24 protein-coding genes and 1 pseudogene are annotated in these 23,841 nt (G+C 58.4%); 10 read left to right on the top strand and 15 right to left on the bottom strand.

Annotation, left to right across the window (positions count from 1 at the left end; all coding sequences use genetic code 11):
- Nucleotides 1-391: 391 nt before the first annotated feature.
- The 4 genes and pseudogenes from ACM6J5_RS10280 to ACM6J5_RS10265 form a co-directional block, all read right to left on the bottom strand.
- Nucleotides 392-1,177 (bottom strand): FRG domain-containing protein, encoded by a 786-nt coding sequence (locus tag ACM6J5_RS10280; RefSeq protein ID WP_414928406.1) that lies wholly within the window; start codon nt 1,175-1,177, stop codon nt 392-394.
- A 151-nt stretch (nt 1,178-1,328) separates the two neighbouring features.
- Nucleotides 1,329-1,481 carry a hypothetical protein gene (locus tag ACM6J5_RS10275; protein ID WP_414928549.1) on the bottom strand — a complete coding sequence of 51 codons (153 nt, stop codon included), beginning with the start codon at nt 1,479-1,481 and terminating at the stop codon, nt 1,329-1,331.
- Nucleotides 1,433-1,663, bottom strand: a complete 231-nt coding sequence (locus ACM6J5_RS10270; RefSeq protein WP_414928543.1) for a DUF3644 domain-containing protein — start codon at nt 1,661-1,663, stop codon at nt 1,433-1,435. The genes ACM6J5_RS10275 and ACM6J5_RS10270 overlap by 49 nt, the downstream gene beginning before the upstream one ends.
- 188 nt (nt 1,664-1,851) lie before the next feature.
- Nucleotides 1,852-2,053: pseudogene (locus tag ACM6J5_RS10265) on the bottom strand (hypothetical protein).
- Nucleotides 2,054-2,113: 60 nt separating this feature from the next.
- On the opposite strand from ACM6J5_RS10265, the gene ACM6J5_RS10260 reads away from it, so the two are divergent.
- Together ACM6J5_RS10260 and ACM6J5_RS10255 are read left to right on the top strand one after the other, a co-directional pair.
- Nucleotides 2,114-2,497: a DUF6124 family protein gene (locus ACM6J5_RS10260; RefSeq protein ID WP_414928405.1), complete on the top strand. Its 384-nt coding sequence runs from the start codon at nt 2,114-2,116 to the stop codon at nt 2,495-2,497.
- Nucleotides 2,498-2,604: 107 nt separating this feature from the next.
- Nucleotides 2,605-2,826: a hypothetical protein gene (locus ACM6J5_RS10255; protein WP_414928404.1), complete on the top strand. Its 222-nt coding sequence runs from the start codon at nt 2,605-2,607 to the stop codon at nt 2,824-2,826.
- A gap of 67 nt (nt 2,827-2,893) precedes the next feature.
- Here the strand turns inward: ACM6J5_RS10255 and ACM6J5_RS10250 are convergent, their stop codons facing one another.
- The 6 genes from ACM6J5_RS10250 to ACM6J5_RS10225 all read right to left on the bottom strand — a co-directional run bounded on the left by ACM6J5_RS10250 (nt 2,894) and on the right by ACM6J5_RS10225 (nt 8,562).
- Complete coding sequence (locus tag ACM6J5_RS10250; protein ID WP_414928403.1) at nt 2,894-3,679, bottom strand: transporter substrate-binding domain-containing protein; 786 nt, start codon at nt 3,677-3,679, stop codon at nt 2,894-2,896.
- 91 nt (nt 3,680-3,770) lie between these two features.
- Nucleotides 3,771-4,694 carry a copper homeostasis membrane protein CopD gene (copD, locus tag ACM6J5_RS10245; protein ID WP_414928402.1) on the bottom strand — a complete coding sequence of 308 codons (924 nt, stop codon included), beginning with the start codon at nt 4,692-4,694 and terminating at the stop codon, nt 3,771-3,773.
- 3 nt (nt 4,695-4,697) lie between these two features.
- A complete protein-coding gene (gene copC, locus ACM6J5_RS10240; RefSeq protein ID WP_095946177.1) occupies nt 4,698-5,081 on the bottom strand; it encodes a copper homeostasis periplasmic binding protein CopC in 384 nt (127 codons plus the stop codon).
- Nucleotides 5,082-5,133: 52 nt separating this feature from the next.
- On the bottom strand, nt 5,134-6,036 hold the full coding sequence (locus ACM6J5_RS10235; protein ID WP_414928401.1) for a copper resistance protein B: 903 nt from the start codon (nt 6,034-6,036) through the stop codon (nt 5,134-5,136).
- A 10-nt stretch (nt 6,037-6,046) separates the two neighbouring features.
- The gene (locus tag ACM6J5_RS10230) at nt 6,047-7,753 is read right to left on the bottom strand and encodes a copper resistance system multicopper oxidase (protein ID WP_414928400.1); all 1,707 of its coding nucleotides are present in this window, start codon (nt 7,751-7,753) and stop codon (nt 6,047-6,049) included.
- Between the two features lie 107 nt (nt 7,754-7,860).
- Entirely contained in the window at nt 7,861-8,562 is a 702-nt protein-coding gene (locus ACM6J5_RS10225; protein WP_414928399.1) for a murein L,D-transpeptidase catalytic domain family protein, read from the bottom strand.
- A gap of 85 nt (nt 8,563-8,647) precedes the next feature.
- On the opposite strand from ACM6J5_RS10225, the gene ACM6J5_RS10220 reads away from it, so the two are divergent.
- The gene (locus ACM6J5_RS10220; protein WP_414928398.1) at nt 8,648-10,402 is read left to right on the top strand and encodes a L,D-transpeptidase family protein; all 1,755 of its coding nucleotides are present in this window, start codon (nt 8,648-8,650) and stop codon (nt 10,400-10,402) included.
- A gap of 159 nt (nt 10,403-10,561) precedes the next feature.
- On the opposite strand, the gene ACM6J5_RS10215 is transcribed toward ACM6J5_RS10220, so the two are convergent.
- Complete coding sequence (locus tag ACM6J5_RS10215) at nt 10,562-11,029, bottom strand: hypothetical protein (RefSeq protein WP_095943705.1); 468 nt, start codon at nt 11,027-11,029, stop codon at nt 10,562-10,564.
- 214 nt (nt 11,030-11,243) lie between these two features.
- Here ACM6J5_RS10215 and ACM6J5_RS10210 point away from each other — a divergent pair, with 214 nt between their 5' ends.
- Complete coding sequence (locus tag ACM6J5_RS10210; RefSeq protein WP_150672801.1) at nt 11,244-12,815, top strand: GGDEF domain-containing protein; 1,572 nt, start codon at nt 11,244-11,246, stop codon at nt 12,813-12,815.
- A gap of 112 nt (nt 12,816-12,927) precedes the next feature.
- Nucleotides 12,928-14,334 carry a DUF1254 domain-containing protein gene (locus ACM6J5_RS10205; RefSeq protein WP_414928397.1) on the top strand — a complete coding sequence of 469 codons (1,407 nt, stop codon included), beginning with the start codon at nt 12,928-12,930 and terminating at the stop codon, nt 14,332-14,334.
- A gap of 35 nt (nt 14,335-14,369) precedes the next feature.
- On the opposite strand, the gene ACM6J5_RS10200 is transcribed toward ACM6J5_RS10205, so the two are convergent.
- Nucleotides 14,370-14,696, bottom strand: a complete 327-nt coding sequence (locus ACM6J5_RS10200; RefSeq protein ID WP_414928396.1) for a hypothetical protein — start codon at nt 14,694-14,696, stop codon at nt 14,370-14,372.
- A 206-nt stretch (nt 14,697-14,902) separates the two neighbouring features.
- Here ACM6J5_RS10200 and ACM6J5_RS10195 point away from each other — a divergent pair, with 206 nt between their 5' ends.
- A complete protein-coding gene (locus tag ACM6J5_RS10195; RefSeq protein ID WP_414928395.1) occupies nt 14,903-15,697 on the top strand; it encodes an exodeoxyribonuclease III in 795 nt (264 codons plus the stop codon).
- Nucleotides 15,698-15,810: 113 nt separating this feature from the next.
- Nucleotides 15,811-16,641: an arylamine N-acetyltransferase family protein gene (locus ACM6J5_RS10190; protein WP_414928394.1), complete on the top strand. Its 831-nt coding sequence runs from the start codon at nt 15,811-15,813 to the stop codon at nt 16,639-16,641.
- A 55-nt stretch (nt 16,642-16,696) separates the two neighbouring features.
- Here the strand turns inward: ACM6J5_RS10190 and ACM6J5_RS10185 are convergent, their stop codons facing one another.
- A complete protein-coding gene (locus ACM6J5_RS10185) occupies nt 16,697-17,002 on the bottom strand; it encodes a BrnA antitoxin family protein (protein ID WP_150672799.1) in 306 nt (101 codons plus the stop codon).
- A 326-nt stretch (nt 17,003-17,328) separates the two neighbouring features.
- Here ACM6J5_RS10185 and ACM6J5_RS10180 point away from each other — a divergent pair, with 326 nt between their 5' ends.
- From ACM6J5_RS10180 to ACM6J5_RS10170, 3 genes are all read left to right on the top strand, one after another.
- Entirely contained in the window at nt 17,329-18,846 is a 1,518-nt protein-coding gene (locus ACM6J5_RS10180; protein WP_095943699.1) for a nucleobase:cation symporter-2 family protein, read from the top strand.
- Nucleotides 18,847-18,959: 113 nt separating this feature from the next.
- Nucleotides 18,960-19,586 (top strand): TetR/AcrR family transcriptional regulator, encoded by a 627-nt coding sequence (locus ACM6J5_RS10175; RefSeq protein ID WP_414928393.1) that lies wholly within the window; start codon nt 18,960-18,962, stop codon nt 19,584-19,586.
- Between the two features lie 314 nt (nt 19,587-19,900).
- The gene (locus ACM6J5_RS10170; RefSeq protein WP_414928392.1) at nt 19,901-21,172 is read left to right on the top strand and encodes an OmpP1/FadL family transporter; all 1,272 of its coding nucleotides are present in this window, start codon (nt 19,901-19,903) and stop codon (nt 21,170-21,172) included.
- Between the two features lie 108 nt (nt 21,173-21,280).
- Here ACM6J5_RS10170 and ACM6J5_RS10165 read toward each other — a convergent pair whose 3' ends face one another.
- A complete protein-coding gene (locus tag ACM6J5_RS10165; protein WP_414928391.1) occupies nt 21,281-22,066 on the bottom strand; it encodes an SDR family NAD(P)-dependent oxidoreductase in 786 nt (261 codons plus the stop codon).
- A gap of 172 nt (nt 22,067-22,238) precedes the next feature.
- Nucleotides 22,239-23,699 (bottom strand): efflux transporter outer membrane subunit, encoded by a 1,461-nt coding sequence (locus tag ACM6J5_RS10160; RefSeq protein WP_414928390.1) that lies wholly within the window; start codon nt 23,697-23,699, stop codon nt 22,239-22,241.
- Nucleotides 23,700-23,841 lie beyond the last annotated feature (142 nt).

The following is a 23,841-nucleotide window of genomic DNA, read 5'->3' as shown; positions in this document are numbered from 1 at the left end:
CGCCAGATACGAAGCTTGGAAACACAGTTTTTATTAGTCTGGAGCGGCCCTGATGGACTCGAGAAGGGGATCGGACCCCTGTCTATGCCATATCTGCTGACACAGTTGCTAGCGACCGCAATCGACCGAGGCTGTGTGAGAACGTTTTAGAACACGTTTGAAAGTCAGAACCGGTACGAAAATCGAACTCCTGCGCAAATTCAGGTCCGCTGGTTAGCCAAGTGATGGCATATTTTACGTAGCAACCCATACTTCAAAACAGTGCATGCGTTTTCATACAGCCTGGACCCATTGCAGCCTCTCCGGTCCAGAGAGATAGACCACAGCAGGCGCTACCCCTCGGATCAGGATTTAGAGAAGGCGAAATAAAATCTGCCGCTATTCTACTAGGTCACAAATTTATTTCGCATCTTACTGAAATAATTTGAGTCTTTCCTGACTGAATCGGATCATATTTTAGGCTCTTTACTTCAGATGCAATGCCATTAAGGCCTGGGTAAATAAACGAGGCGGATACACCCATTTTTTTGAGGCGCTCCCTTAATTTTGGCTTGAGATTCTTATCAAAAACTATCTGAGTTACTCCTTCTAGATGCAATGGAGTATACGGGTCTTGAGGGCATGAAAACACGGATCTTTGATTTTGGTATCGGCGATCTTTATATTTAGGTCTGATGAAAATAACCTCTCCTTGGTTCGATTGGATCGCAATTAGGCTGGATGGTTCTTTTTTTCTGTCTTTAGTATAATTGGCAGTTCTAAAATCAAAAAGATCATACTGATCTGTAACCATTTGCTGAATCATGTAAATTGCGCCATCTTTGTCATCTTCTTTCTCAACGGCAAAAAATAAAGCTACGAGAGGGTTTGTTGACCAATCGAGAAGTCGTGTGGGTAAACCGTAGTGTTGGGCCAGGAATAACCATTCAAAGTCACTATTAGGGGTTGCTTCTAACTCAGGAATAGCTAACCTTTTGAACTCCGTCATTAGGTCATCTTCGAGATTTAGAATATCGTTCCCTGTATTTTTCCGCGCATGACGTCCAATGGAAGGTACGAGAGCGTGATCTTTATCTGTAACACCACGAAAAATTATCTCTGGTCCACCTCCATTTGTATTGAAGGATGAAGTTAAATAGTGCGTCCAGAACTGTTCAAGGTCATGGTAAATATGCATTTTTTATCTCAAAAATTTCCGTAAAATTTACCGTCCGCTTCGGAAAGTCCCGTCGGTCCTACCTTCCGTAGTCGATATCTGCCTGCTTCGATAGAAGACTCACGAGTGCCGCGTGGGGATGACCGCCCTAATGTCGGCATTCGAAAATTGCTCACGGCTTATAGTCGCTTATCTCAAGCTTCTTGCCTTCTGCAGCCATTTTTCGAATTTCAGCAGGTGAGAATCCATCTGCCTGCATAAAATGAATCAAGAAATTTATCCATGAATCCTGATAAACATAATCATTATGCGGGATAGCTCCCATGCTCTTTTCTCTCCATCAATAAAATCGAATCGGCCATTTTTATTCTTGTAATAGTACTTGTCCTCAATCGTGGCATTGAAATGAGCATGAAATAGCCGCGTCCATGCCATGATTATCATGGTTATAAACCCTTCACTGCGAAAGGTTGTTCTAGGTTTATTATAAATTTCGACGGCAAGCAACGCTGAATCAATTGATGCATAAAGTATAGATTTCGTCTTGCCTTTCCTTAGCTTCAAGATCGTCCCTCTTTATCTAATTTTTACGATTTATAACGATAGCTAATTTTTCGCCGACATGCGGTCTACTGACCGCACTTTGCCGTTATTTGCCTGTCAGGGCCGCAGCTGACTGCTGCTGGCTGATAGCGTCACTCCGGGGTCATCATTACCGCGAGAGCCATCTTGATGAATTCCTCATTTTGGTCGATCGCATCCAAGGCGCTGCGCACGTTATCAGCGACGTGGCAGCTGCTCAACCCAACTAGAAAGCTCTAGAATGGCGGCTTCGAGGGCGAGCTGGTTTTCGCAGATCTTGAATAGTAGGGAGGGGATAAGGTCTGCATGTGGCATCGCGAATCTTCGGTATTGAGGTCAGCGTAGCAGGGAGTTTTAGGTCGCGGAACGAAGGAGATGGATGTTCCGGATACTGATCGGGTATGTCAACCCGCAACGGCTTCCGATTCTCTCGATCTTGGTCAGCTCTCCGCTGAGTCTCAGCGGGTGGTCAGCAAACGTCTGCGAAACCCGAATCACGCTGATCCCGTCTGCCATGTGTGCACCATTCTGCCCAACGTCGATACTGAAACGCTCCTGTGCCACGCCTGCGAAACCCTGGCATCGTTGAACGTCTTGACCACTGACCTCGCTTGCAAGCTCGAAGGTTCAACACGCAGTTTGGCGCTGTCGATTCAGCAACTGGCGGTGGTGGGGGAGTTGTTGGTGAATCGAGCTTTGGACAATGTCGATCCCCAAGGCAGTTGGGATGACAGATCTCCAGGTGATCACGGTTCCTGAACCAACGCTGACTTGCCGAAAAGTTTCACGATGTTTCGTTGAGGTGAGGCATAGCATGTCCACCAAAGATCATGCCCCCCCGCGCCTCAACCCACAGGAATCAAAAAATGATCGCAAACCTCGTCAAAGTCTCGCTGATGGCCGGTGCTTTGTTGTTGAGTGCCTGTTCGGGTGTGAGCTCCCACAACGATTATTCGACCGACTCGGTGCAACCTGCCGGCTTCGGCCCGGGACCGACCAGCCGTACTCCCGACAAGATGAATTTCCACGGCAGCGCGCTCGGCAACAGCTTTGGCGAATACGGTTCAGGTTTGCTGCACGACGACTGATACGCGGTCCGCAATGAAGAAGGGCGCTCCTTTGGGGGCGCCCTTCTATGTGCGAAAAAAAGATCCGTTACTTGGCGTCAGGCACCGCCAGCCACTGGCGCAGGATCTTCTGGTAGGTGCCTGTCGCCTTGGCCAAGTGCAACCACTGATCGATGTACAGCTTCCAGGTGATGTCGTCGCGGGGCAGCAGGTAGGCTTTTTCGCCGTACTGCATGTAGTGCGTGGGGTTGACCGCGCACAGGCCCGGTTTGAGTTTCTGCTGGTACAGCGCTTCCGAGGCGTCGGTGATCATCACGTCGGCTTTTTTATCCAGCAGTTCCTGAAAGATGCTCACGTTGTCGTGCAGTCGCAAGTGCGCCTTGGGCAGGTAGGCGTGGACGAAGGCTTCGTTGGTGCCGCCGGCGGGTTCGACCAGGCGAACCGTTGGCTGGTTGATCTGTTCGACGGTCTGGTACCGCGCCTGGTCTTCGCAGCGCACCAGGGGGATTTTGCCGTCGACGTCGAGGATGCTGCTGAAGAAGGCTTTTTTCTGCCGTTCCAGGGTAACCGAAATGCCGCCCATGGCGATGTCGCACTTGCCAGCGAGCATGTCGGGCATCAGGGTTTTCCAGGTGGTGGGCACCCATTCGACCTTGACGCCAAGGCTGTCGGCCAGTGCGCGGGCCATGGCGATGTCGATGCCGGAATATTCGCCGTCCGCTGCTTTGAGGGTGTAGGGCTTGTAGTCGCCGGTGGTGCACACGCGCAGCTGTCCCTGTTGCATGACGCTATCCAGATGCGAAGGTTCTGCCTGAGCGCCAAGGGTGAGTGCGAGCAAGCCGCCGAGCATCATTGCTCTTTTGATTTTCGTCATTGTTATCGGGCTTTTGTGCTGGAGTGGTTTTGAAGGGAGAGTGTAGTGAAACTTTCACCGGTGGGAAAAATCAACGCCCCCTGAAGATGCCTCATTCCACTTCCGGACTCAACGTCCCCAACCACGCCACTAGCCCCACAATCAATACCGCCGCGGCCATTTCCACCACCACACTGCGCCGAAGTGCATGGGCTGCCGCGCGATATTGGCCGTCGCGCAACGACTGCTCCAGCAAGGGGCCAAGATGGAAGCGGTTCAACGCCGCCAACGCCAGCATCCCGGCAAACAGCAGCACTTTGATCGCCAGCAGAATTCCGTAGTGGCTGAGTAAAACCTCATCGAGCTTCGGCCCGACGATGTACAGGTAGTTCACCAAGCCCGTCACGGTGATGATCACAACGATCAGCGCACCGACAAGTTCGAATCGCTTGACCGCGTCGGCCAGCAAGCGAATGTGTGCTTCGGTTTGCAGGGCCCGGGGTTGAGCCATCAGGGCAAACGCGAGCAACGCGCCGAACCAGACGCCGGCCACCAACAGGTGCAGGATGTCTGCCGTAAAGTGCCAGTAGCGGTGACTGCCTTCGTCCATGGCGCCATGCCCGCTCCAGGCCACGCTGGCGAGGGCGATGCCGCCGGCCGTGGCAGCGATCACCAGGCTGATACCGGGGGCGCGTGGGTTCAGTATCAACGCCAGCCCCACGACCGCTAATGCAATCATCCGTACAGCCCAGGCCAACCCGACGTCTGTCTCGAACAGCATCATCTCGATGTGAGGACGCAACTCGGCAACGTCTGATTCGCCGCTCATGTTGCTCGCCATCAGCACCATGCCGGCGCTCGACAACAATGCCCCGAGTCCGACAAAACCCGCCAATAACCCGCGAAAGGGCAGCACGGTCCCCGAACGCCGGTCCCGTCCTTTGAGGCTATACAGCCCGAACAGTGCCACACCAAACAACAGCATCAGATCCGCATACAACACAAACCGCAGCACGACGTTGGCCGAGTCGCTCATCGATCATTTCACTTTGAAGGTGACGTTGCCGGTGATCGGGTGGGTGTCCGACGACACCGCGCGCCATTCGACCTTGTAGGTGCCGGCAGTCAGGGGTGCTGCCGGGATGATGAACATGGTCTTCGGGTCACTGCCGCCACTGACTTTGGCCTTGACCGGCATCGGGGCGTGGGCCATGCCGGCCATTTCGGTCATCAGCAGTTTGGCGCCGGAAAACTGGGTGACGAGGTTTTCGGAAAAGTGCAGTTCGATCTTGTCCGGCGATGCACCTTCTACGCCTTGCGCCGGGGTGGAAGAGAGTAGTTTGGGGTGCGCTTGAGCGAGGGTGCTGACAAGCAGGCCGCTGAGCAACGCGACTGCGATAGCGGTGGGTTTGATGAGGCGCATGCAAGGTCCTTTACCGCTTGAAGCGGTTGTTGTTGGTTTTGGGTGAGTCTGTTCAGAACCACAGCCGAACACCGAGCACCAGGCGGGTTTCGCTGCGGTCCTCGCCTTCGTCGTTGGCAAAGTCGGCGGTGTTGCCGTAGGTGCGGTTCCAGGTTACGCCGACGTAAGGCGCGAATTCCCGGCGGATTTCGTAGCGCAGACGCAAACCCGCCTCGGTGTTGGACAGCCCCGAGCCGATGCCCCGTTGTGGATCGTTTTTGCCGTAGGCGTTGAGTTCGACGGTCGGCTGCAGGATCAGCCGGTTGGTCAGCAGGATGTCGTAGTCGCCTTCCAGCCGCACGGCGCTCTGGCCGCCTTCGCCGATGAAGGCCGTGGCTTCGGCCTCGAAGTTGTACAGCGCCATGCCCTGCACGCCGAACGCGGCCCAGGTTTGCGGGGCGCCGGGTTTGAAGTCCTGGCGCACGCCGCTGACGACGTCCCACCACGGGGAAATGGCGTGGCCCCACAGGGCCTGGATTTCCGCGTCTTCGGTCACGCCGTTGGTGCGTTCACCTTCGGAGCGCAGCCACAGGCGATCGATGTCACCGCCGACCCAACCGGACAAATCCCAGGCCAGGGTGCTGCCGTCATCGGCGTCCTGCCACTCCAGTTTGTCGGCGAGGAAGAATGAATTGAGCGTGCTGTCGTGTACGTGGTGGCCGGCGGGATCGCTATACACAGCAGCGCGATCGGCATCGGTGAGCACCGGGATCGGTGTGCGACTTTCGCTGGGCGCGGCGGGCTGCATCTGGCCGTCGTCCATGCCTTGCATCTGGGTGTGGTCCATCTGACTGTGGTCCATGCCTTGCATCTGACCATGGTCCATCTGGCTGTGATCCATGCCTTGCATGTCATCGCTGGCGGCCATCGCCGTCGAGGTCGCGAGTGCCAAAAAAAACGGGGTGAATCGAATCATGGGGTGCACCTCATTCTTCCACGCGAACTTCACGGAACATGCCCATTTCCATGTGGTACAGGAGATGGCAGTGATAGGCCCAGCGGCCGAGCGCATCGGCGGTGACCCGATAGCTGCGCCGGGAGCCCGGCGGCATGTCGATGGTGTGTTTGCGCACCATGAACTGGCCATTCTCGTCTTCGAGGTCGCTCCACATTCCGTGCAGGTGGATGGGGTGCATCATCATCGTGTCGTTGACCAGCACGATCCGCAGCCGCTCGCCGTACTTGAGGCGCAGGGGCTCTGCATCAGAGAACTTCACGCCGTTGAACGACCAGGCGAATTTTTCCATGTGGCCGGTCAGGTGCAACTCGATGCTGCGGCCTGGCTCGCGGCCGTCCGGGTCTTCGAAGGTGCTGCGCAGGTCGGAATAGGTGAGCACGCGGCGACCGTTGTTGCGCAGGCCCATACCGGGGTCGTCGAGTTTCGGTGAGGTGGACATGGCTTGCATGTCCACCAGCGGGTTGTCGGTTTCCGAGGCCGGGTGGGACTGCATGCCGGGCATGTCGCCCATGTCCATGTTGCTGTGATCCATGCCCGCCATGCTGCCGTGGTCCATGCCGCCCATGCCCATGTCTTCCATGGTCACCAGCGGGCGCGGGTCCAGTGGCGGCAGTGGTGCAACCTGTCCCGCCTTCACCGCCAGGGTGCCCCGTGCGTAGCCGGTGCGATCCATCGCCTGGGCGAACAGGGTGTAGACCGCTTCGGTCGGCTCGACGATAACGTCGAAGGTCTCCGCCACGGCAATGCGAAATTCGTCGACGCTCACCGGTTTGACGTGCAGGCCGTCGGCAGCGACCACGGTCATTTTCAGGCCGGGGATGCGCACGTCGAAGTAGGTCATGGACGAGCCGTTGATGAAGCGCAGCCGCAGCTTTTCCCCCGGGCGGAACACCCCGGTCCAGTTCGAATCGGGCGCCTGGCCGTTCAACAGGTAGGTGTAGGTAGCGCCGCCGACGTCCGCCAGGTCGGTGGGGTTCATCTTCATCTCGGCCCACATCTTGCGATCGGCGACGGCCGGCCCCCAGCCTTTTTCGCTGACGTCGTGGATGAAGTCGCCCACGGTGCGTTTGTTGAAGTTGTAGTAATCGGACTGCTTTTTCAGGGTCTTCATCAGGCCGACCGGGTCTTCGTCGGTCCAGTCGCTGAGCATCACCACGTAATCGCGGTCGTACTGGAACGGCTCCGGGTCTTTGGCGTCGATCACCAGCGGGCCGTAGACGCCGGATTGTTCCTGGAACCCTGAGTGGCTGTGATACCAGTAGGTGCCGTTCTGCCGCACGGTGAACTGGTAGACGTACAGGCCGCCGGGCTCGATGCCCTTGAAGCTCAGCCCCGGCACGCCGTCCATGTTGGCTGGCAGCAAGATGCCGTGCCAGTGAATGGAGGTGCTGTCCTTGAGTCTGTTGCGCACCCGCAGCGTCACCGTATCGCCTTCACGCCAGCGCAGCAGCGGGCCGGGAATGCCGCCGTTGATGGTCATGGCGGTGCGCGGGTTGCCGGTGAAGTTGACCGGGGATTCGCCGACGAACAGGTCGAAGTCGCTACCCGCCAACACCTGCGGTTCGCCGGGGCTGCTGATCGCCCAGACCGGCGTGCGCCATAACCCGAGGCCGCCGAAGAGCCCGCCGATGGCCAGGCCTTTGACGAAGGTGCGTCTTGAAGTGTGGGAGTGCATGCCGTGTGTTCCGCCCGTCAGCCTGTTGAACTTGCCGATGAGTCTAGCGGGCGGTGCTTTCAGCAGGCTGAGGCGAAGATTACATTTTTGACAGGTTGGGGCATTGCTTACTGGCGTGAAGTGGGTTTTTCCCTTGAGGCCACGGTGTCGCCGCCGCAGTTGATATAGGACGACGACTTCAGCCAGCGTTGGTCCGGGTAGTAGGAAAACAACAATTGCCCGTCCTTCATCGAATCAATCAACCGATGGGCAATCGCCGGTCTGACGGCCGGGCAACCGAGGCTGCGGCCGATGCGGCCATTGGCGCGAGCCAGCACCGGGCTGACATAGGGCGCGCCGTGAATGACGATGGCCCGGTCAAAGGCGTTATCGTTGAAGCCGGGCTCCAGGCCTTCCATGCGCAACGAGTAACCGTTCTGGCCGAGGTAGCTTTGCTGGGTGCGGAACAGGCCGAGGCTGGTGGCGTGGCTTTCATTGCGGTTGGAGAACAGCGTGGCCATGTTTTCACCGCTGTTGCGGCCATGGGCGACCAGCTCGTGAAACAGCAACTTGCGCCGCTTGAGATCAAAGACCCACAGGCGTTGTTCGGTCGAGGGCAGGGAGTAATCGATCACCGCCAGTCTTTGGGCGGGGGCAACGCCTTGGGCGCGGATGCATTGGGTGGCCCGAACGGCCAGGGCAATCACTTTGGCGTCGGCGCCGGGGGCTGCTTTGACCAGCGCGTTTTCAAGCGAATCGGCGTAGGCTGACGTTACTGAAAGGCACGTCAGTAAAATGGCAAATAAAAGGCCAAAGCGGTTTAGCGCCATAGTCGGGTCTCATCATGATAATTTCGAGTCTAGCTGGCGGCGAGTGGAAAGCTAGCCGTTTGAAACGGGGGATTAAGGATTATCCATGGTGCAATTAACAAGGTCATTCGTCATAAGCCGCATGTTTTTTATGGGCTTTCTGATCAGCGGTGCGGCGGTTGGGCAAATTTCGCCGATTGAGCCGGTATCGGTGGCGAGCAGCACAATCGATGCCGCCGTGCCCGGCGATGCGGTCGGCCATGTGATTCAGGCGACGCTGGAACCGCTGCGGTCGGCTTTTCCGCCGTTGCTCACCTCCAGGCGCCATCAGCGGGTGGATGTCAGCCGGGTGGTGCTCGATTTCTATATGCATCGCAACTATCGCGCCGCGTGGACGGATGATCGTGACGTGGCGCAATTACTCAAGAGCCTCGAAGACACCCGGATCGACGGCCTGAACCCGGCGGATTTTCGCATCACCGAACTGGCCCAGGCCCATGAGTCGCTGGCGGCGGCCATGCCTTCCACGGCGCAACGGGCAATGTTCGACATGGCGGCGACCCGCACCTTCATCACCGCGCTGTTGCAATTGCGGCGCGGCAAAGTCGATCCGTCGCGGCTGGACATTCACTGGAATTTCGAACCTGCCGGCGGCAATGCCCGCGAGGACATGAACAATCTGTTCGCCGCCCTCGATGACCATGACGTGGCGCGTGCCTTTGCCGAGGCACCTCCTCAGGAAGAAATTTACCGCAACTTGCGTGAGGGCCTGGCCCGGTTGCGCCAGGTCCGTGATGCGGGCGGCTGGCCGAAAGTCGCCGAAGGTCAATCGCTCAAGCCGGGCATGGACGGGGTGGCGGTCGCACAATTGCGTGCGCGTCTGGTGGCGGGCGGTTACCTGGACCCGCACTTGTCGAAAAAAGCCGGTTATGACGACAAGGTCATTGCCGCGGTGAAGAAATATCAGGCCGAGCAATACCTGGGGGCCGATGGTGTGGCGGGGGCGACGACGCTGGCGGCCCTGAACGTGCCTGTCGAGGCGCGGATCGATCAGGTGCGGGTCAACATGGAGCGTGCCCGCTGGCTGTTGTACAAGCTTCAGGGCACGTTTGTGATCGTCGATATCGCCGGCTACAAGGTGGCGATGTATCGCGACGGTCTGCCGATCTGGCATTCGCGGGTGCAAGTCGGTAAACCGGTGCGCAGTACGCCGGTGTTCCAGGCCGAAATCACCTACATCACCTTCAACCCGACCTGGACCGTGCCGCCGACCATCCTCAAGCAGGACGTGATTCCGAAAGTCCAGAACGATCCGGGCTACCTGGCGGCGAACCGGATTCGTGTGCTTGATCGCGAAGGCAATGTGCTCGACCCGTCGGACGTTGACTGGAGCAATCCGCGAGGCATCCATCTGCGTCAGGATGCCGGCCCCGACAGTTCGCTGGGGCAGGTGGTGATCCGTTTCCCCAACGACTATGCGATTTACCTGCACGACACACCGCACCGCGAGCTGTTCGCCAAAACGGTCCGGGCCACCAGCTCAGGCTGCATCCGTGTGGAAAACCCGCTGCAACTGGTCGAACTGTTGTTCAACGACCCGGTGCGCTGGAACAGCGCCGGCATCCAGAAGCAGTTGGCCAATGGCCGGACCGAGAACGTCCTGCTACCGGTGAAAGTGCCGGTGTTGTTGGCTTACTGGACCGTGGACCTGAGCAAGGACGGGCGGGTGACGTTCAAGCCTGACATTTATGATTACGATGCCAGGGTGTTGCAGGGCTTGAGTCAGCCTGTGAAATTACCCGCCCTGGACTTGCGTCTTGCAGAGGTGCCGCTGGTGGTGACGGGGCAGGGCAAACAGTAATGAATCACACCCCGGACCTTGTGGGAGCGAGCCTGCTCGCGATGGACTCAAGAACGCCGCGTTTAGCCAGTAAGTACGCGTTATCGTTAACGACCATCGCGAGCAGGCTCGCTCCTACAGGGTTTGTGGCATTCAACAAACTGGTATTCAGCCAATCCCCTAAAGCGCCAACCCTTGTTGCACCACCACAAGCAGATCGGTTTCCGTCAGCGCCACCGCATCCGGCTGCGCGGTGGCCTGTTCGATCGTCTGCAGCCACCAGTGTGTTTCACCGTGCTCGTCCACGGTGCGCAACAGGGCGAGTTCGTTGCCTGTCGTGTGGATCTCGACCCGTCCCTCGCCATCGGCGGTGAAGCGTGCAACCGGGTCAAAGGTAATGCTGTGCTCGTTGCCGGAGATGACCAACTGGTCGATGGCGTAGTCGTAAGCGTCGCCATTGGGGTGGCTCTCGAACACGTGGGTGGGGTTGCGCCGCAGGACCAGGCCCGCTTCGGTCAAGGGCAGCAGCCAGGTCTCTATGCGTTGATACAGTTCGTAGACCTGGCCCGGCCAGCCATCGATCGCCTGATCCGCACTGGTCAGCCGTGCCTGTTTCAATTTTGCGGCGAGCTCGTCTGCTTTGCTCATGTCGATTCCCTTTATTGAAGTCAGTCTAATCGTAGCTCGTTGACGCACAGGCAGCGCTTGCCCTGGGTCATGTTTGCAGCTTAGGCCGGACAGGTGTGATACCGCCGGGCAAGTGGCCACCCATTTGTCCTGGATAACCCCGTAAACTACGCCCCACAAAGACTGAGGGCTTTGGGTTGTTGCCCATGCCTTGCCCCCCCGACAGGATGAATTTTTGCCCACGCGCTTTAACGACCCGGACCACGCCCCTGGCGTCGCATTGAAACGCATACCGCTGCGCAAGGCCGCGGTATTGTTCATTGCCACGGTGTGCCTGTGCCTGTGTGGTTTGCTTTATCTGCAACTGGAACAGTCCCGTCGCCATGACCTGAGCCTGGCGCAAGTGGCGTCTTCGAACCTGACGCGGGCCATGGCGCAGCAAGCCGAAGACACCTTCATGAAGGCCGACCTGGTGTTGACCAGCCTGGTGGACTGGATTCAGGTCGACGGTTTCGGCCCGGATCAACGGCCACGCTTGCAGCAAACCTTCGCCCGGCGAGTGCTGGCGCTGGATCAGTTGCACGGCATCCTGCTGTTCGATCAGAAGGGCCAGTGGGTGGTGACCTCGTTTGAAAATCTGCCCCGGGGTGCCGGTGTCGCGGATCGCGAGTACTTCAAGTATCACCAGCAAAACGTATCGTCGGTGGCGCATATCGGCCCGGCCATCCGCAGCCGGGAAAACGGTGAGTGGATCATTCCGATATCCAGGCGGATCAACGACAGGAACGGGCATTTCCAGGGCGTGTTGCTGGCCGGCATCAAGATGTCGTACTTCGACCAGTTTTTCAAAAGCTTCAGCCTCGACGACAACGGCTCGATGTTTCTCGGCCTGACCGATGGCACCTTGTTGGCGCGTCGACCTTTTGTAGAGGCGCAGATCGGCGTGTCGCTGGCCCAGAGCGAGATCTTCCAGAAGTTCCTGCCGCTGGCCACCTCCGGCAATGCGATGTTCACGTCCATCATCGACGGTGTGACACGCATGTACGGTTACCGACAGCTGGAGGGGTATCCGCTGGTGGTCGCCGCGGCGTCGTCCACGGAGTCCATTCTCGCGGGCTGGTACGACACGGCGTTTCGCTCCAGTCTCATCGTTGCCCTGGTGCTGGTGGGCGTGGGGCTGTTCGGGTGGGTGTTCCTGCATCAGGTGCGTGTCGGCGAGCGAGTCGAGTCGGATTTGCGCAGGGCCCAGCAAGCGCTGGAGCTGATCGCCACCCACGACAGCCTGACCGGGCTGGCCAACCGACGATTATTCGAGCGGGCGCTGGACATCGAGTTCGGGCGCGGCGCCAGGCAGGCGAACCCCTTGAGCCTGATCATGCTCGATATCGATTACTTCAAGCGCTACAACGACACCTACGGGCACGTGGTGGGCGATCACTGCCTGGCCGAGGTGGCACGGGCACTGAAGGGTTGCTGCCAACGCAAGGCCGATCTGGCGGTGCGTTACGGCGGCGAAGAGTTTGCGGTGTTGCTGCCGGACACCGACATCCACGGCGCCATGACGATTGCCGAGCAGATCCGCCGCAGCGTCATCGACAGGCACATCAGTCACACCGGCTCGCCCAACGGTTACGTGACGGTCAGTCTGGGTTGCTATGCGTTTGTGCCGTCGGGGCGTGACAGCATGGACGTGTTCGTCGAGCGGGCGGATGCGGCGTTGTATCAGGCCAAGCATTCGGGGCGAAACCGCGTGGCAACGTTGTCGATGGCCGGTGGCGTCGAGGCATTGATGCGCTCTGACCGCTGACGCGCTTTTGTTGCCGGTGGTCCGTCTCCCGGGCCTGGCTGGATTGATCGTCTAGAGTTCCGTTAGCGCTGCCGAACCCGGCAGGCTCCCCCTCGCACGGACGATCGCCAACATGTTGATACTCCAAACGTTGACAGCCGTTGCTCTGACCGTCGCAGCCGCTGCCATCTTCCCGCTGGCCAGCCACGCGCAATCGAAAATCACCGCCGAAGAAGCTCACTCGATCGGCGTGGATGCCTACATCTATTTTTACCCGCTGCTGAGCATGGACATCACCCGCAAGCAATTCACCAACATCGAGCCGGGCAAGGAGTTCGGCAAAGGCCCGATGAACATGTTTGTGAGCGTGCCGCAGTACCCGCCCGCCAATTTCAAAGGGGTGGTGCGCTCCAATTTCGACACCTTGTATTCGATTGCCTGGCTGGACTTGACCAAGGAACCGCTGGTGATCGCCGCGCCGGATACCGACGGGCGTTTCTACCTGTTGCCGATGCTGGATATGTGGACTGACGTGTTCGCTTCGCCGGGCTGGCGCACCACGGGCACCGAGGCCGGGCAATTTCTGGTGACGCCGCCGGGGTGGAGCGGCACGGTGCCCGTCGGGATGAGTCACCTGCCGGCGCCAACTCCCTTTGTCTGGGTCATCGGCCGCACCAAGACCGACGGTGCGGCGGATTACGCTGCGGTGCACAAGATCCAGGCCGGCTACACGGTGACGCCGTTGTCCCGGTTGGGCAAGGAACCTGAAGCCGTCACCGTGAAGGTCGACCCGGCGGTGGACATGAAAACGCCGCCGAAGATTCAGGTCGATTCCATGTCGGCCGCCAATTACTTCACTTACGCTGCCGAACTGCTGAAGGTGAACCCGCCGCACAGCACCGACCAGCCCATGTTGGCGCAGATCAAACGGATCGGCATCGAAGCCGGCAAGCCGTTCAGCATGGACACGCTGGATCCGCAAATCCAGGCAGCGCTACAAAGGGTGCCCCAGGATGCGCAGGCCTTGATGACCTGGAAAGTGCCGACCCTGGCGCGGGAGGTCAACGGCTGGTCGATGAACACCGACACCATGGGCGTCTACGGCAATTACTACCTCAAACGCGCCATCGTTACTCAGGTGGGGCTCGGTGCCAACCTGCCCGAGGACGCGATTTATCCATTGAACATCGGCGACAGCAACGGCAAGCCGCTCGAGGGTGCAAACAAGTACATGCTGCATTTCAACAAGGGCGAGGCGCCGCCGGTGAACGCCTTCTGGTCGATCACCCTGTATGACCCGGAAGGGTTCCAGGTCGCCAACTCACTCGATCGTTTTGCGGTCAGTAGCTGGATGCCGTTCAAGGACAACGCCGATGGCTCGCTGGACCTCTATGTCCAGAACGAAAGCCCCGGCAAGGATCTGGAGGCCAACTGGCTGCCGGCACCCAAAGGGCCGTTCAACCTGACCATGCGTCTGTACGGCCCGAAAACCGAGGCGTTGAATGGCAAATGGAACCCGCCGGCGGTCAAGCCGATGTAAGTCTCAGGTGATCTGAAGCCGCCAATGACGGCAGGTCATTGGCGGCCTTGGCCTGTCCAGCTACCTGTCCCGCCGCCAGCACCGCCGGTTCCGCCACCGGGCGCACCGGTGCCGCCGCCCGCGCCACTGCCCGGACCATTGACGCCGGTGCTGCCGCTTGACGAGCTGGGGCGCTGACCGCGGCTGTTGTTGCCCGAGGGATCGCTGGGGCGGTTGTTGTCTGGCAGCAGGTTTGAGTTGCGGGTTGCGCCGGGTGCCGTACCGGGCGCGCCAGGGCCATCGCCGGACGCCGCAAAGGTGGCCAGGGACGCTGCCGACAACCATCCGGCCATGAGCAGCGAAGTCATTTTGATGTTCATCATGGTCGTCTCCCGGGATGAGTCGTTACCTGATGTTGGTGTGAAGGGGCACGCGGTGGGTGCCATTCGGTTGAGGAGTGGCTGTCTCAACGCCGGCCATCATCGTCCAGTTTACGCTCAAGGTACTACCGCACCCGAGATTGCTGACGCAACCTGCGAAACGTGCTGGTGTCACAAGTCAGGCACCTCGTCCTCAGGAGTGTCCATTCATGAAGAAACTGCGGATCGCCACGTTCAACGTCAATGGCCTGCGCGCACGGCTGCCGAATCTGCTGGCCTGGCTTGAGCGGGAAAAACCGGATATCGCCTGCCTGCAGGAATTGAAGGCGGTGGACAGCGCATTCCCGGCTGCCGAGCTTGAAGCGGCCGGCTACGGCGCCATCTGGCAGGGGCAGGCTTCCTGGAACGGCGTGGCGATCCTGGCGCGGGATGCGCAGCCACTGGAAAGCCGACGCGGGTTGCCCGGCGATGACAGCGATAACCACAGTCGTTATCTGGAAGCCGCTGTCCACGGGGTTCTGGTGGGTTGTTTGTATCTGCCCAACGGCAATCCGCAACCGGGGCCGAAATTCGATTACAAGCTGGCGTGGTTCGAACGGCTTATCCGTCATGCGCAGACACTTCAAGGCAGCGAACATCCGGTGGTGTTGGCGGGAGACTACAACGTGGTGCCCACCGACCTGGACATCTACAACCCGCGTTCCTGGCTCAAGGACGCCTTGCTGCAACCGGAAAGTCGCGAGTGTTACCAGCGATTGCTGGATCAGGGCTGGACCGATTCATTGCGGCACTTGCATCCGCAGAATCGGCTCTACACGTTTTGGGATTATTTCCGTCAGCACTGGCAGAAAAACTCCGGGCTGCGCATTGATCATTTGTTGCTCAACCCGGCCCTGAGTCCGTATCTGCAAGACGCCGGGGTGGATGCCTGGGTGCGTAACGAGCCTCATGCCAGCGACCACGCGCCGACCTGGATTCAATTGGGCCCGCACAAGCGGCGTTGAGTTTTTCATGCCGGTTGATTGGCTAAATCAATTGTCGGCGACAGTGCTTGATCCCGTATACATAACGGCCACTGGCGGAGCAATCCGCCGCTTGCGTGCAAAAGGATTGAACGATGAGCGAGCCACGCCTGACCGACCTAGCTTTGTATCTGCGACGCCTGGGCTTCGATGCACCTGCGGCACCGACCCTGGAAACCTTGCGCCAACTGCAACTGCGCCATACCGGCGTTTTCCCGTTTGAGAACCTCACCACTTTATCCGGCGAGCCGGTGCTGATCGACCTGCCGTCCATCGAGCAGAAGGTCTTGCACGAGGGTCGTGGCGGTTACTGCTACGAACTCAACAACCTGTTCCTGGCCTTGCTTCAGGATTTGGGTTTCGACGCCCGTGCCATCAGCGGCCGGGTGGTGATGGGCCAGCCGGAGGGTGCATGGACGGCCCGAACCCACCGCCTGAGCCTGGTCATCATCGATGACGTGCGCTACATCACCGACGTCGGCTTCGGCGGCATGGTGCCGACCGCGCCCCTGTTACTCGATACTCGCGCCGAACAACTCACCCCGCACGAGCCGTATCGCATCGACCTGAACGTCGACGGCTTTACCCTGCGCGCCAACGTTGCGGGCGAGTGGCGAGCGATGTACATCTTCGACCTGCAACGCCAGGAAGATATCGATTTTGCTGTGGGCAACTGGTACGTCTCGACCCACCCCGAGTCGTCTTTCGTCAAGCAGTTGATGGTGGCGCGTACCGGAGAGGGGTGGCGGCGCACGCTCAACAACGGCAGTTTCGCGATTCACCGGATTGGCCATGACAGCGAACGGCGGGAGGTGACGGATGTGCTGGAACTGATTGGCCTGCTGGGCAGCGAGTTCGGCATTCGCGTGCCGGAACAGGCGCAATTGGCGCGGACGCTGGAGCGATTGATCGCAGCGCCGCAATAGCCGGCTGATCACAGGCATCACAATGGGCTGATCCGATTGATTGGCCTTTTGTGTTTCAGGGCCGGACTCCCGGCTCCATCACCCGCTGGATTTCGCGCAAGGCCTCTGCCAGTTTCTGCTCCAGGTCCTTGAGTTCGGCAGGGGTGAGGGGGTGTTTCAAGTGCGCGGTTCTGCCTTCGTTGAGCAGGGCTCGGCGCAACGTATTGTTGATCGCCGTCTGGTAGCCGTACCCCTCGTGTTCTGCCAGTGCGCGGGCCGCTTCGATGACCGCGTCATCGAGCATGATGGTAATGCGGGTCTTGCCTTTGGCGGGCACCACGGCCCCGCGCCTGGCGTTGCTGAAATCGTATTCGTCTTTCATCGGTCATGCCTCCAGGTACTGACGGCGCTCGCTTTTGGTGGCGATGCGGAACTGCATTTCGAATGACTTAATTATGCATATTTTATATGTATAAAAAAGGCAACCCTTACCGATGGTCGCCCGGAATTCGAAAGACTGGTCAGCACCAGGGGTTGGACAGGGAGGGGTGTATTTCAAGGTTTTTTGGCAGGGCCAGGAGGATGGGTAGCAGGGTGAAATGGACATGTATCCATTTTGTGACCGATAAGTTGTATACAACTCTATAGACATTTGTCCTGACTATTGAATACAGTGTGCGAATAACAAAAACCAGGGAACCCCCTACCATGAAAACGCCCCATGTTTCACACCAACGGCCCGAGGACGAAAATCTTGGGATCGGCGCGAATATGGCTTATGGCCTGCAACATGTTCTGACCATGTATGGCGGTATCGTCGCTGTGCCACTGATCATCGGCCAAGCGGCCGGGCTCTCGCCGGCGGACATCGGTTTGTTGATTGCTGCTTCATTGTTTGCAGGGGGGCTGGCAACGTTGCTGCAAACCCTGGGCTTACCGTTTTTTGGTTGTCAGTTGCCGCTGGTGCAGGGCGTGTCCTTCTCCGGCGTCGCGACCATGGTGGCGATTGTCAGTAGTGGCGGGGAGGGCGGGTTTCAATCGGTATTGGGCGCGGTCATAGCGGCATCCCTGATCGGTTTGCTGATAACCCCGGTGTTCTCACGCATCACCAGGTTCTTCCCGCCGCTGGTGACCGGCATCGTGATTACCACCATCGGCCTGACGCTGATGCCGGTCGCCGCGCGCTGGGCAATGGGCGGCAACAGCCATGCGCCGGACTTCGGCAGCATGGCGAACATCGGTCTGGCGGCGGTAACGCTGGTGCTGGTGCTGCTGCTGAGCAAAATCGGCAGTGCGACCATCTCCCGCCTGTCGATTCTGCTGGCCATGGTCATCGGGACGATCATCGCGGTGTTCCTCGGCATGGCGGACTTCTCGTCCGTAACCCAGGGCCCGATGTTCGGCTTCCCGACGCCGTTCCACTTCGGCATGCCGACCTTCCACTTCGCGGCGATCCTGTCGATGTGCATCGTGGTGATGGTGACGCTGGTGGAGACCTCGGCGGACATTCTGGCTGTCGGTGAAATCATCGGTACCAAGGTTGACTCCAAACGCCTGGGCAACGGCCTGCGCGCCGACATGCTGTCGAGCATGTTCGCGCCGATCTTCGGTTCCTTCACCCAGAGCGCCTTTGCCCAGAACGTCGGGCTGGTGGCGGTCACCGGCATCAAGAGCCGCTATGTAGTGGCCACTGGCGGCCTGTTCCTGGTGATCCTCGGTCTGCTGCCCTTCATGGGCCGGGTCATCGCCGCCGTGCCGACCTCGGTACTGGGTGGCGCCGGCATCGTGCTGTTCGGTACCGTCGCCGCCAGCGGTATTCGCACCTTGTCCAAGGTCGACTACCGCAACAACGTCAACCTGATCATCGTTGCCACCTCGATTGGCTTCGGCATGATCCCGATCGCGGCACCAAGCTTCTACGATCACTTCCCAAGCTGGTTCGCGACCATTTTCCATTCGGGCATCAGTTCCTCGGCGATCATGGCCATCGTGCTGAACCTGACCTTCAACCACCTCACCGCCGGTAACTCCGACCAGCAATCGGTGTTTGCGGCCGGTACCGAGCGAGTGCTGCGTTATCAGGATCTGGCGGCGCTGCGTGAGGGGGACTACTTCAGCGACGGAAAGCTTCACGACTGCGATGGCAAGGAAATTCCGGTGGTTGAGGTGGACCACGGACATGGCGAGCCACATGCAGTGCATGCGAAAAGCAGTGAGCATGTCTGACGTTCGCGGCGACTGAAAAGGGCCGATCTGTCGAATAGACAGATCGGCTTTGTGACTATAAAACTAATCGGTCACAAGTTGTCAGTCTTCGATTGGGTGAGTAAGCTGTACTCATGAATCAGCCATCAATATCTTCATCTTCGCCCAGCCCCCGTGGCCCAGCCGATCACGACATTCGAGACCAGATTGTCGCGGCGGCCAATGAGCATTTCAGTCAGTACGGCTACGGCAAAACCACGGTTTCCGACCTGGCCAAGGCCATCGGATTTTCAAAGGCCTACATCTACAAATTTTTTGATTCCAAGCAGGCGATCGGTGAAGCCATCTGCGCAAATTGTCTGGCAGAAATCGTCGCGGCTGTGGAGCAGGCTATCAATGTAGAAGACTTGTCGCCGACGGAGCGCTTTCGACGCTTGGTCAAAACGGTGATCGCCACAGGTGTGAATCTGTTCTTCAACGACCGAAAACTCTATGACATTGCAGCGTTCGCGGCGTCGGAAAGCTGGCCCAGTACGCAGGCTTATGACGCACAGATCAAACGCTTCGTGGCGCAAATAGTGCGAGAGGGGCGAGAGATTGGCGAATTTGAACGCAAGACTCCGCTGGACGAGACAGTAGAAGCGATACATCTCGCGCTACGGCCATTCGTCAATCCTTTGCTGCTGCAGTACAACCTCGATTTCATCGAGGAGGCGCCCACGCTCACCTCCAATCTCATCTTGCGTAGCCTCATGCCTTGACCTTCGGCTAAAGGTATTACGGAATACGCTAATGCCAGTCAGTTAAGGGATCGACCAGCGCTGACTAACCTGTGGCGAGGGAGCAAGCTCCCTCGCCACGGGTTCAGTGTCTCGGCTTAACTGATCGGCATTACGGCATACCCGGGTCAGCACCAGATCATCAAAACGGCTTCTCACTTTGCCCTTCTTCCCATCCGTCGAAGGGCATTTTATTTATCTGCTTTGTGACTATTGACTGAATTGGTCACATGAATAAATATGGGACTGCGTCGCTTCTACTGCTTCATCTCCGTGATACCCATAGAGTTCAAACAATGAAAACAATATTGCTCAAGAGCCCATTAGGCCTTGCTGTCGTGCTCGCATCCTCAAACGTTTTTGCAAGCGGCTTCGCTCTCAATGAACAAAGCATCAGTGGGATGGGATCCGGGTTTGCCGGTCGCTCCTCCTCTGCTGAAGATGCGAGCACGGTCTTCGGTAATCCCGCGGGGATGTCTCGCTTGAAAAGGGAGCAGGTCAGCGGGGGGGCGGCGACGCTTTTCGCGAAGTCCGACATAAGCCAGACCCGCAGTACATTCGGAGGTCAGGAAGATGGTGACATGGTGCCCACGACCACGGTGCCGATGGGTTACTACGTCAAACCCATCGATGAGCATTGGGCGTTTGGTGTGGGTTTTTATGTACCTTTCGGTCTGATGACGGACTATGGCAGCGGTTATGCCGGGCGTTACTACGCCAATAAAAGCGAGGTCACGACACTTACGTTCCAGCCCACCATCAGCTATGCCTTCAACGACAAAGTTTCGATCGGGTTCGGTCCCACCATCAACCGTATCGGCGGTGAGATATCCGGGATGGTGCCCAACCCACTCAGCCCTGGTCGCAACGACGGAAAACTCAAAAGCACTGGCGACGACACGGCCCTCGGTTTCAACGCCGGTATCCTGGTGCAGGCTACAGACCGAACCCGTTTGGGCATGACCTACCATTCCAAAGTCAGTTATCAATTGGATGCCAAGACCAAGGTCACTAACGGCATCTTTAGCGTGTTGGGGGTCAGCGGCCAGAGTTATGACGCTTCGCTGGATGTGAATACACCAGAGTCAGTGGATTTCTCGGTGACTCATCAGCTTGATAACGACTGGACTCTCTACTTGGGGAGCACCTGGTTTCGCTGGAGTCGCTTCAAGGAATTAACCATCGAGAACACAGGATTACCCCCCGTGTTGAGCGGCGCGCTGGGCACCATTACCGAAGAACAGAATTGGCACGATACATGGGCACACGCTATTGGTACGGCGTACCAACTGAACAACCAATGGGTACTGCGCGCAGGTTTTTCGGTTGATCAGTCGCCCACCAACAACACCAACCGGGGACCACGCATTCCTACAGGCGACCGGAAGGTTATCAGCGTCGGTGCCGGCTGGACTCCGGCGGACAACGTCACGATCGATGTTGCTTATTCCTACCTGTGGGAGGAGAGCGTGCAGGTCAACGAAACCTCGCCGACCAGAGGTGCATACAGTGCCAAATACAAGAACAGTGCGAACGGGCTCGGTACTTCTGTCAGTTACCGCTTCTAGTTGAGTGCTGTCACGCGATAGCTGTCCGGTCGGGAGCGCGCCTCCCGACCTTCAAGAGCATATATCGAGCCTTTCCCCTCAGGTAAAAGGCCTCTTTGTCGTCCTCCCTCAGACTCCCATCACCTGCGCCATCAGGCTCTGATGAAACCGACGTGGCGTGGCCCACGTCAAGACAGTGATGGCCTTGTTGCCAAAACCTGGCACGACACTCATGCGTCCGGCTTGCAGTGCACGGATTCCTGCACGCACGACGGGTTGTGGCTGCATCATCACCCATTTCAAGATCGGCGTGATCTTTTGCCTGGCGCTTTCTGCAAATCCGGTGTCCGACAACCCTGGGCAAAGTGCGGTAACGACGACACCGTCATTTTTCAGCTCGCGATGCAGCGCGTCAGAGAAGCGAAGAACATAGGCTTTCGCGGCAGAGTAAACGGCGAAGTTCTTCACGCCCTGGAAGGACAGCAAGCTTGAGACCATCAGGATGTGCCCCCGTTTGCGGGCTCGCATGTCGGCCCCGAAAAGGCGTGTCAGGGCTGTAAGGCTGGCGATATCCAGATCGATCATGGTCAGTGACTGGTCCAGAGGTTGATCCAGGAAAGGCCCCTGCAATCCATGCCCTGCATTGTTGATGAGGACATCGATCACTATATTGCGCGCGCTGAGTCGCTCATGCAGATCGATAATTGCCGAGATCGAAGACAGGTCTACTTGTTCGACGATCACATCAACGCCGAAGCGTTCGCGCAACTGCGCCGATAGCGCTTGGAGTTTACTCAGCCTTCTTGCTACCAGAACGAGCGATTTTCCCTGCGCTGCATACTGCCGGGCAAACTCTTCGCCAAATCCGCCTGATGCTCCGGTGATGAGCACCCAGGAATTCTCGTTCGATTTCATTTCGCTGTACTCCGGTTGGTTTCTATTGAGCAATGGGTTGCTGAGCGCATCGCAACAGCGCGGCCCGAGAGCAATGGTCGTGAGTCGATGAGCGAATCCCGCTCTCGGGTTGGGTAGTAGCGAAGAGAGGGCGTGGAGGTACGTTCATCAAGTGCTACGTCAGCTTATCAGCTCATCGTGTCGCAACAGGCTGGGCTTCAGGAGGTTGCCAGCCACCACCTAGCGACTTGAATGCCGCAACCGCCGCTCGTGCCGATTCCGTTCGTGCTTGAGCCCGGGCATCAGAAGCCTGCAGCATCGTCTCGTCAGCGTGCAGGACATCGATCAGGCTGGCCGTGCCTTTCTCATAGGCGATGAACGACGATTGGCGAGCCTGTGTCAGAGACGCCTCTCCAGCGGTGAGGATGGTTGCCTGAGCTTCCCGATTCACCAGTGAGGACAACGCGTTCTCGACATCCTCGGTGGCGCGCAGCACAGACTGACGGTAAGCGGCCAGGGTTTCGGCTTCCTGTCCCTTGGCCTGGTCGATTTGGGCGTTTATGCGACCGAAGTCGAAGAGTCTCCAGCGCAGTCCCAATACGCCCGCCGACTGGCTGGCGCCGCCGGTAAAAAGGTTGCCTGCGGATACAGCCGTGGCACTGCCCAGCAATGCGCTAAGGGAGAATTTCGGGTAGTACTCGGCAATCGCCTCGCCGATGCGTGCGTTTGAGGCTGCAAGATGGCGCTCAGCCACAATGAGATCCGGCCTGCGGCGCAGCAAATCGGCCGGCGTTCCCATCGCCTTTAACTGCGGCGCTACAGGAATGCTCCCCGCACTTGCCAGTTGCGTGCGGTGAGTGCCTGGCGGCGTGCCGAGCATTACATCCAGCGAATTCATGGCAGCATCCAGACCGGTCTGCAGGACCGGCACTGTCGCTCGGACCTGCGCTAGCTCCCCCTCGGTCTGGCGAACCTGATAGTTGGCGGCGAGCCCCTTGCTGTAGAGCAATTGGACTTTCTCCAGCAACTCCTGCTGCGTTTTGACTTGCCGATTCGCAATGTCCAGTCGGGTCTGCAGTCCGCGGACAGTGATGTAGATATCAGCGGTCTGCGCGGCGATGGCCAGCCTTGTGGCAACGACGCCCGCCCGGGAAGCCTGGTATTCGGCCAGAGCAGCCTCGCGTCCACGGCGCAATCCGCCAAAGACATCGGCCTCCCAGGTGGCATCGAGGTTGGCCTCGTAGGAACTTGCGTACCGATCGTTGCCAGGCGTTGAGTTCAACACCTGGCCGAGCGGCGTCTCGATTGACTGGTAGGAGCGCGCGGCCTGTGCGCTGACGTTCCCTGAGGGGAGTAAAGCGGCATTTGCAGCACCTAGTCCGGCCCGCGCCTGCGTGACTCGCGCCGACGCCTGCGCCAGGTCCAGATTCTGCTCAAGCGCCCTGGAGATGAAGTCGGTCAGCACTGGATCACCAAAGCCTTCCCACCAGGCTACAAGGCTGGTCGGCGTCGCTCCACGCCGCTGTTCGACAGAAGGCTGACCCAGGTAACGATCCGGAAGCGGAGCGTCTGGACGATGGTAGTCCGGACCGACCGCGCAACCTGCCAATAAGCCGGCGCTGACCAAAAGAGCAATGGGGCGGAGGGGAGGCATTGAGAGTCCTTCAATAGAGGATATTTGTGACCATATTGCGCAATAGTCACACGCTGTCAATTGAGGTGCTTTGAGCGAATTCTTGGATTCATTCAATGGGGACGGCGGTTTTTGTATTGGGTTTGAGAGGCTGGATGTTTCA

Origin of the sequence: Pseudomonas sp. IT-P74 (assembly GCF_949768175.1) — a bacterium.
Classification (GTDB): domain Bacteria; phylum Pseudomonadota; class Gammaproteobacteria; order Pseudomonadales; family Pseudomonadaceae; genus Aquipseudomonas.
The sequence above is the reverse complement of the archived record's forward strand: the minus strand, read 5'-3'. Positions and strand labels throughout refer to the sequence as shown.